The sequence below is a fragment of the Streptomyces sp. NPDC101178 genome (genome assembly GCF_044767965.1).
In the GTDB taxonomy this organism is placed as follows: Bacteria; Actinomycetota; Actinomycetes; order Streptomycetales; family Streptomycetaceae; genus Streptomyces.
The window spans coordinates 280,202-289,387 of record NZ_JBIWOZ010000006.1 but is presented as its reverse complement, the minus strand read 5'-3'; the positions used below and the strand labels follow the sequence as shown (position 1 = coordinate 289,387).

At 73.3% G+C, this 9,186-nt stretch carries 3 protein-coding genes; all 3 read right to left on the bottom strand.

The features are described 5' to 3' along the window. Positions 1-128: 128 nt before the first annotated feature. From ACIRR8_RS19525 to ACIRR8_RS19515, 3 genes are read right to left on the bottom strand one after another with little or no spacing between them, the layout of a single operon-like run. Positions 129-1,592 (bottom strand): DHA2 family efflux MFS transporter permease subunit, encoded by a 1,464-nt coding sequence (locus tag ACIRR8_RS19525; protein WP_404066091.1) that lies wholly within the window; start codon positions 1,590-1,592, stop codon positions 129-131. Further along, positions 1,589-1,786, bottom strand: coding sequence for an MbtH family protein (locus ACIRR8_RS19520; RefSeq protein ID WP_404066088.1), 198 nt, complete (start codon positions 1,784-1,786; stop codon positions 1,589-1,591). Before ACIRR8_RS19520 ends, ACIRR8_RS19525 begins: the two co-directional genes overlap by 4 nt. A gap of 5 nt (positions 1,787-1,791) precedes the next feature. Then, entirely contained in the window at positions 1,792-9,102 is a 7,311-nt protein-coding gene (locus ACIRR8_RS19515; RefSeq protein WP_404066085.1) for an amino acid adenylation domain-containing protein, read from the bottom strand. Positions 9,103-9,186 lie beyond the last annotated feature (84 nt).

The following is a 9,186-nucleotide window of genomic DNA, read 5'->3' as shown; positions in this document are numbered from 1 at the left end:
GCCGTTTGCGATCTCCCCCATAAACGGCCGCCCCACCCCTAAACCCCCAACGCCCCCCCCCCACACCCCGTCTGGGGGGGGGGGGCCAACCCCCGCGGGCGCCCCCCCCGCCCCTCCTCTGTGCGCTCTCAGCCCTTGACGGCCGGTGCCTCGTCCACCGCCAGGCCCCCACCCGGCGGCGGCGCGTCCTCGTCGTCGAACGGCGGCGGCTGCGGGGCCTCGCGCGGCAGCCGCAGCGCGATGAGCGCTCCGGCCGCGACGAGCCCCGCCGTCACCCAGACCGCCGTGCGGTATGGGCCCGGGTCGGCGGCGGTCTCCGTCACATGGCCGCCCCCGATGACCGCCGCGCAGGCGGCGATGCCCAGCGCACCGCCGAGCGTGCGGACGATCTGGAACAGGCCCATCGCCTGGCCCATGTCGGCGGGCCCGATCGACTCGAATCCGGAGATCTGCACGGTGAGCACCGCCGTCCCGAGCACCAGACCGATCAGGAACATCAGTCCGCGCACGCTCCACGCGTTCTCCGCCACGCCCGGGATCGCCAGCGTCGCGAAGACTGCCGCCGCGACCAGCAGCGCCGGTACGGTCAGCAGCCGCGGGCCGAGCCGCGGCAGCAGCCGGTCCACCACCTGCGAGGCCAGCATCAGCCCGACCGCCTCCGGGAAGACGCTCAGCCCGGCGTCCAGCGCCGAGGCGCCGAGGCTCGCCTGGTAGAGGAGCGGGAAGACGAACAACACGCCCATCAGCCCGGCCGCGGTCACCCCGGCGAGTGCCGAGGCCGACCCGTACACCCGGTCGGCGAGCAGCCGCAGTTTCAGCAAGGGCGTCTTCGCCCGCAGCTGGTGCAGTACCGCCGCCACCAGCAGGACGGAGCCCAGCGCCGCGCTGACGGCGACGGCGGGCCGGGTCCAGCCCTGGGAGGGGCCGAAGCCGAGCGCGTACGTCAGCAGCCCCAGCGCAGGAGTGGCCAGCCAGAAGCCGACCGTGTCGAACTTTCCCTCGGGGCCCTCCACATGCTCGCGCAGGCCGAAGACACCGAGCAGGACCGCCGCCGCGCCGATCGGCACGTTCACGAAGAACAGCCAGTGCCAGGAGAGGTGTTCGGTGAGCAGTCCGCCCAGCGGCGGGCCGAGTGCGGGCATCAGGGCCGTCGGCACGATCAGCACCTTGGCCAGCTTCATCCGCTCGTGCGGCGGGTACGCCCGGAACAGCAGCGTCATCCCGACCGGCGTCAACAGCCCACCGGCCAGGCCCTGTACAGCCCTGGCGACGACGAGCGTGTCGAGGTCGGGCGCCAGCCCGCAGACCGCCGAGGAGACCGTGAACGCGGTGAGCGCACCGAGGAACACCCGCTTCGTCCCGAACCGGTCGCCCAGCCACCCCGCCACCGGCAGCCCCACCGCGAGCGCGACCAGGAAGGCCGTCTCCACGGTGTTGGCGGCGGACACCGGGCGGTCGAAGTCGCCCGCGATCGTGAAGAGGGCCGGGTTCACGATCGTCGAGTCCAGGCCGTTCATGCACATGGCGGCCGTGTAGACGAGGACGACGGCGAGCCGGGGACGTATCCGGGGCCGGATCAGCAACCCGCTCACCGGGCGGCGAGGGGGCCGGACCAGTGGGCGCCGATCCAGTCCAGCGCCTCCTGACGGGCGCACGGACCATGAGCCGTCGACCAGCCGGCGGGCACCGCCGCGAAGAGCGGCCACAGCGAGTGCTGACCCTCTTCGTTGGTCAGGACGAGGAACTCCCCGTCCGTATCGAAGGGGTTGGCGGGTGCGTCACTCATCGGTGTCACTTCTCCAGCTCGGTGAGTCGGTCGGCGACCACGCGCGCGATGTGCGTGATCGGTTCGGGCAGGGTCATGTCCTTGTGCGAGCAGGCGACGTCCGTGTTGTCGATGCGCCCGCTCACGTACGGGGTCCAGGTCTCCGGCGTCAGGGTGTCGTCGATGGTGTCCACCGTGGCCCGGAAGAACAGCACATCGCCCCGGAACACCCGGTGGTCGTAGGCGCGTACGAGGTCGTTGGTGTTGAGGTACACCTCGCCGAGCGCCTCGATCTTCGCGGCCGAGAGCGCGGCCAGCGGAGACCCTTCACGGCGCAGCACCTCCACCACGCCGGCCGTCGTCAGCTCCTTGTCCCCGAGGCTGTCGGGGCCAAAACCGCCCATGGTGAGCAGCGATTCGAGCGCCTCGGCCCGGTCGGGCACCGGCAGGGAGCGGAAGCCCTCTGCGGGGTACGCGTCCAGGATCGCCAGCAACTCGACCTCGTGGCCCGCCTCCTGGAGCACCGCCGCGATGGCATGCGCGATGATGCCGCCGGTCGACCAGCCGAGCAGCCGGTAGGGCCCCTCCGGCTGGACCTCGCGGATACGGGACGCGTAGTGGGCGGCCAGCTCCTCCAGCGTGGTGGGCAGCGGTTCGTCCGCCGTCGCCTCGCCGACGCCCTGGGCCTGGAGCCCGTAGATCGGCACATCGGCGGGGAGATGGCGGATCAGTCCCGCGTAGCACCAGCTCAGACCACCCGCCGGGTGCACACAGTGGACGGGGGAGCGGTCGCCGGGGCGGGCCGGCCGCAGCGGCAGCAGGACGTCCAGCGGGTCCTCCTCGCGCGAGACGTCCAGCGCCGCGTCCAGCGCGGCCGGAGTCGGCGCCTGGAAGACCGTGCCGATCGACACCTCGATGCCGAACGCCGACTTGATCCGCCCCGTGAGACGCACCGCGAGCAGCGAATGGCCGCCCAGGTCGAAGAAGTTGTCCTCCACCCCGGCCGCCGGCAGCCCCAGCACCTCCGCGAAGATCGAGCAGAGCTGCTCCTCGCGCACCGTACGCGGCGCCCGGCCCCCGCCGCTCACCGGAGCGCCCGGGGCGGGCAGCGCCTTGCGGTCCAGCTTGCCGTTCCCGGTCAGCGGCAGCCGGTCCAGCACCACCGCTGCCGCGGGCACCATGTGCACCGGCAGCACCGCCGCCGCGTGCTCGCGCAGCTCACCCGGGACCGGATCGGTGCCGGGCGCCGGAACGACGTACCCCACCAGCCGCTTGTCGCCCGGCACGTCCTCGCGTACGACGACCGCGACATCGGCGACCTCCGGATGCGCGGCCAACACGGCCTCGATCTCGCCCAGTTCGATACGGAACCCGCGGATCTTCACCTGCTGGTCGCCGCGCCCGAAGTACTCGAGAGCCCCATCGGTACGCCGTCGGGCGAGGTCACCCGAGCGGTACATCCGGGTCCCGCTCTCCCCGAAGAGATGCGCGAACGGATCCGCGACGAAACGCCCCGCCGTCAGGTCGGGCCGCCCCAGATAGCCCAGAGCTACACCCTGACCGGCGACGTACATCTCACCGGTCACCCCGGGCGGAACCGGCTGGAGCCGGGCGTCCAGCACATAGACGCGCAGGTCGGGAATGTTGACGCCGATGGTGCTGGAGACGGCGGAGGCAGCCGTCTCCCGGTCGAGCGCCAGGTAGGAGACATGGACCGTGGTCTCGGTGATGCCGTACATGTTGACCAGCGTCGGCGCGTTCTCCCGGTGGCGCGTGTACCAGTCGGCCAGCCGGCCCAGCTCCAGCGCCTCACCACCGAACACCACGTACCGCAGCGCCAGGTTGTGCCCCGGGGCCTCCCGGTCGGCGGCGGACAGTTGGTAGAACGCGGACGGCGTCTGATTGAGGACGGTCACCTGCTCATCGGCCAACAGCCGGAGGAAGGACTGTGGGTCACGGCTCGTCAGGTGCGGTACGACGACGACCCGGCCGCCGTAGAGCAGCGCGCCCCACAGCTCCCACACCGAGAAGTCGAAGGCGTAGGAGTGGAACAGCGTCCACACGTCCTCAGGACCGAACGCGAACCAGTGCTCGGTCGCCGTCATCAGCCGCGTCACATTGTGCTGGGTGACCACAACTCCCTTGGGGCGCCCGGTGGATCCCGAGGTGTAGATGACGTACGCCGGGTCCTGCGGGCTCAGCGGCCGCGTCCGGTCCGACTGGCTCAGCGGTCCGTCGGGGAAGCCAGCCGCCTCGCCCATTGTGATCAGCGGCAGTTCGTGCGCGGGCAGCCGGTCCGCCGTCGCCGCGTCCGTGATCAGCGCGGCCGGCCGGGCGTCCTCCAGCATGTACACCAGCCGGTCCGCCGGGTAGTCCGGGTCCATCGGCAGGTACGCGGCGCCCGACAGCGACACCGCGAGCAGCCCGGCCACCAGGTCCAGCGAGCGTGGCAGCGCGAGGGCCACGATCGAGCCGGGACCGATGTCGCGGGCCGCGAGCAGCCGCGCCAACGACTGCGCACGGGATGAGAGTTGCGCGTACGTGAGCGACTCGCCCGCACAGCTCACGGCCACCCGGTCCGGGTGACGGCGCGCCGCCACCTCGTAGACCTCAGCGAGTGTCAGCGGCACCGGCGGGTCGGCGGGCACGCCGTTGGCCTCGACCAGGGCCCGGTGCACCTCGTCCGCCCCGAGCACGGGAAGCAGTCCGACCGGGGTCTCCGGCTCCGTTGCGGCGGCGGTCAGCAGCCGGGCCAGCCGGTCCGCGAGCGCCTGCGCGGTCGCCCGGTCGAAGAGGTCCGTGCGGAACTCCAGGAACCCGGCGATCCCGCCGTCGGCCAGCTCGCCCGCGTTGAGGGTCAGGTCGAACTTGGCGGTGCCCGACGGTACGGCGGCGAGCCGCGCGGTGGCGTCCGGTCCGAAGGCGGCGGGCCCGTCCGCGATCGACTGCCAGGCCAGCATGATCTGGAACAGCGGGTGCCGGGCCAGCGAGCGCGGCGGGTTCAGCGCCTCCACCAGGTGGTCGAAGGGCAGCGCGTCGTGCTCGTACGCGGCGAGCGTCGTCGCCCGCACCCGGTCCAGCAGGGCGCCGAAGCCGGGGTCGCCGGAGGTGTCGGTGCGCAGGACCACGGTGTTGGTGAAGAAGCCGACGAGCCCGGCCGTGGTGTCGTCGTCGCGGCCCGCCACGGGGGTGCCGAGCGGGATGTCGGTTCCGCAGCCGTGCCGGGTCAGCAGGGCGGCGAGGCCGGCCTGCACGGTCATGAAGACCGTCGCGCCGTGCGCCCTGGCCAGCCGGCGCAGCGCCTCGTGCGTCGCCGCGTCGAGGGCGAAGGGCACGGTGTCGCCGGCCGAGGTGGCGACGGGCGGGCGGGGCCGGTCGGTGGGCAGCTCCAGCTGGTCCGGCAGCCCGGCCAGCGCCCCGCGCCAGTGGGCGAGCTGCGCCTCGGCGAGGGGAGTCGGCTCGGCGGGGCTGCCCAGGAGCTGCTGGAGCCGGGCGGCGTGGTCGGCGTACTGGCCGGTCAGCGGTGTGAAGTCGGGCGCGCGGCCCGCGAGGCGAGCCGTGTAGGCCGTGGCCAGGTCGCGGGCCAGGGGTGTGGTGGAGGCGCCGTCGCCCGCGATGTGGTGGAGCAGGAGCAGCAGCGTGTGGTGGTCCGGGGAGTCGCTGAACAGGACCGTGCGCAAGGGTGGCTCGGTCGCCAGGTCGAAGCAGTACCGCACCGCCGCTGTGAGGTCGCTGCCGGGTTCCGCCAGGCGCAGCACGGGACGGGCCGCTTCGTGGCCCGGAGGAAGAATCACCTGGTGGGGGGTGCCGTCCGCGTCCGCTCCGAGGTCGTTGTCAGTGGGTGGATATACGGTTCTGAGTGTCTCGTGACGATCCACCAGATCGCGCAGGGCGAGCTGGAGCGCGTCCCGGTCGAGGGGGCCGTTGACGCTGAGGACGAGCGGGATGTTGTAGGTCGGGCTGGGGCCTTCGAGGCGGTGGAGGAACCAGAGTCGCTGCTGGGCCGGAGAGAGCGGGAGGGGACCGGTGCGGGGGAGCGGGGAGAGCGGTACGGAGGCGGTGGCCGCGCCGCTGCGGGTGCGGACCTGGGCGGCGACGGCGGCCGCGGTGGAGTGGCGGAAGACGTCGGCGATGGAGAACGGGACGCCGAAGTGCTCACGCACACGGGCGGCCAGCCGGGCGGCGAGCAGGGAGTGCCCGCCGAGGTCGAGGAAGCCCGCGTCGGCGGCCGGGGGCTCCGCGATACCGAGCACGTCGGCGTAGAGCCCCCGCACGATCTCGGTGTGCGGGCCGCTCTCACCGACGACCTCGGCCCCGATGACGGGTGCGAGTGGTTCGGGGTCGGGCAGCGCGCGGTGGTCCAGCTTGTCGTTGGCGGTACGGGGGAGGGCGTCGAGCAACGTCACGGCCGCGGGGACCATGTGCTCGGGCAGGGCGGCGGCCAGGTGGTCGCGGAGGGCGTTCGGGGTGGGCGGTGCCTCGCCGTCCTTCGACGGGACCGCGTAGGCGAGGAGGCGCTTGCCGTGGCCGGTCTCCCGGGCGATGACGGCTGCCGCCGCGACCTGGGGGTGGGCCGCCAGCCGGGCCTGGATCTCGCCGAGCTCGATGCGGAAGCCGCGGATCTTCACCTGGTCGTCGCTGCGGCCCAGGAATTCCAGGGTGTGGTCCTCGCGGCGGCGCACCAGGTCGCCGGTGCGGTACATCCGGCCGCCGGGAGTGCCGTGGAGCGCGCCGAACGGGTCCGCGACGAACCGCTCGGCGGTGAGGTCGGGGCGGCCGAGGTAGCCGAGGGCCAGGCAGGGCCCGGCGACGTACAGCTCACCGGTGACCCCGGCGGGCACGGGACGCAGGGAGGAGTCCAGGACATGGACCCGCGATCCCCGCACGGGTCGGCCCTCGGGCCGGCCGGCGGAGTCGCCGGGCAGCCAGTAGTAGGCGTCGACGGTGGTCTCGGTCGGCCCGTAGAGGTTGACCGGGTGTACGGCCTCGGCGTCGGTGAGCCGCTCCCAGAGGGCCGGGGGCACGGACTCGCCGCCGACGACGAGGTGGGCGGGGTGGTGGCGGCCCTCGTCCAGCAGGCCTTCGGCGATCAGCGCTTCGGCGTAGGAAGGGGTGACATCGAGGTAGTCGACGTGGTGGGTGGAGACGTAGGCGGTGAGGGCGGCGGGGTCCCGGTAGGCGGAGTCGTCCAGCAGGTGCAGCTCATGGCCGTGGACCATCCACAGCAGCGGGTCCCAGGACGCGTCGAAGGCGAACGAGGCGCTGTGCGCGACCCGGAGCCGCTCCCGGCCGGTGCGGGCGACGGCCGGGGCGATGTGGTCGGTGAGGTGACCGGCGCCGAGATTGGCGAGTGAGGCGTGGCTGACGAGGACGCCCTTGGGACGCCCGGTGGAACCGGAGGTGTGGATGAGATAGGCGGGGTCACCGAGTGCGGGCCCGGCGGGCAGCGGCCCTTCGGGGCAGGTGGCGAGGGCGGTGGCCGTCGCGGGTTCGTCGAGCGCGATTGCCCTCACGCCGTGCGGCGGCAGCGCGGCCAGGGTCGCGGCCGTGCCGATGACGCAGACGGGACCGGCGTCCTCCAGGACGGCCAGCGTCCGGGCGGCAGGATGGCCGAGGTCCAGCGGCTGGCAGACGAGGCCCGCCTTGAGCACGGCGAGCAGGGCGACCACCATGTCGGTGGTCCGGGGCAGGGCCAGCGCCACGGTGGCACCGGTCCGCGCGGGTGCTCCGAGCCCGGCCACCAGGTGGGCCAGCCGGTCGGACGCGGTGTCCAGCTCGGCGAAGGTGAGGGTGGCACCTGCCGCCTGCCCGGCACCCTCCGCCTGCTCGGCCTTGCCCTGTCCCGTCCCCCGGAACGTCCCCGCGAGGGTGGAGCGTACGGCGACGGCTTCGGGTGTCAGTGCGGCCTGACCGGTGAGGGTCTGCGGGACGGTCAAGGCGACGGCCGGCTCGGTGCGGCCCCCGGTAGCCTCCCGTATCTCGTCGTCCGTGAGCAGGTCCAGCGTGGCGACCGGCCGGTCCGGGGCCGTGAGCAGCAGCTCGGCCAGGCCGTCGAGATAGCGCAGCCAGGTCGCCTCGTGCGCGGCGAGGTCCGCCTCCCCGTACGCGGCCGGGCCGGCGTCCAGCGTGAGCCGCAGGCCGCCGTCCGGGCCCGGGGCCGCACCGACCGCCAGGCTCTCCACGGGACCGGCGGCGAGATTGCGTACGGTGCCGGGGACACCGGCGAAGTCCAGGGCGCTGTCGAAAGGCTTGATGTTGACCATCGGACCGGTCAGCGGTGCGTCGGCCGACTCCAGGGCCAGATCGCGGCGGAGGTCGCCCTGCGGGTAGCGCTGGTGGCGCCGGACCGCGCGGATCTCCAGCACCACCCGGCGCAGCAGCTCCGCCCCGGTGTCCTGCGGCCGCACCGGGATCCGCAGCGGCAGCACGTTCACCGTCATGGCCGGAGTGCGCAGGGCGGCCGGGCCGCGCCGGTTGGTCAGCGGCAGGCCCAGCACCACGTCCTCGGTGCCGGTGAGCCGGTGCAGATGACCGGCGGTCGCGGCCACGACCAGCTCCGCCCAGGTCGCCTTCGCGGCGCGAGCCGCCCGGGAGAGCCGGTCCAGCGTGCTCGCGGGAAGGTCGGTGACCCGGTGGAGGAGGTCGCCGCCGGCCGACGCGCCGGCGTTCACGGGTGCTGCCTCGGGGGCGTACCCGGCCATCCGCTCGGCCCAGAAGGCCCGGTCCGCCGCGTAGTCCTCACCGGACAGATACGCCGTCTCGTCGTCGGTCAGCTCGCTCAGCGGGGCGAACCGGCCCTCGGGCGCGGGCTCTTCGGCCACGGCCGCCGAGTACAGTTCGGCGACCCGGCGCCCCATCAGCGAGAGCGCGTAGGCGTCGACGGCTATGTGGTGGACCCGCTGGTACCACCAGTGGCGGTCCGGGCCGACACGGATCAGCGCCTGTGTCATCAGCCCCTCGGCGGAGGCGAGATCCACCGGCCGGGCCAGGTCCTCTCGCATCCACGCCTCAGCCTGATCAGACGTCAGCTCCAGTTGCTGCACAAGGACTTCGCCCCGCACGACGTGCTGCACCGGCGTGCCGTCGGCCTCGGAGACCCGTACGGCCAGCGTGTCCGCCTCGCCCACGGTCCGGGCGAGGGCCTCGGTGAACAGATGCCCGTCGAGCGGTCCCTCGATCTCCACGCAGTCGGCCGTGTTCAGCTCCGTGCCGAGCGGCGCCAGTTGGTGCGCGTAGTAGATGCCCGCCTGCGCGGTAAGGAGAGGAAGCGCTCGGGAGGGAGGGCCGCCGGGGTGCGCTGCCGAAGAGCTGGTCGGGCGGTTCGGACGCTCATGCATGTGTGTGACGACTCCCCTGAAGGACAACGGACACCGGGCCACCAGGCTCTCCGGCACGCACTTAGGTAAGGCTAAGTTAACCTA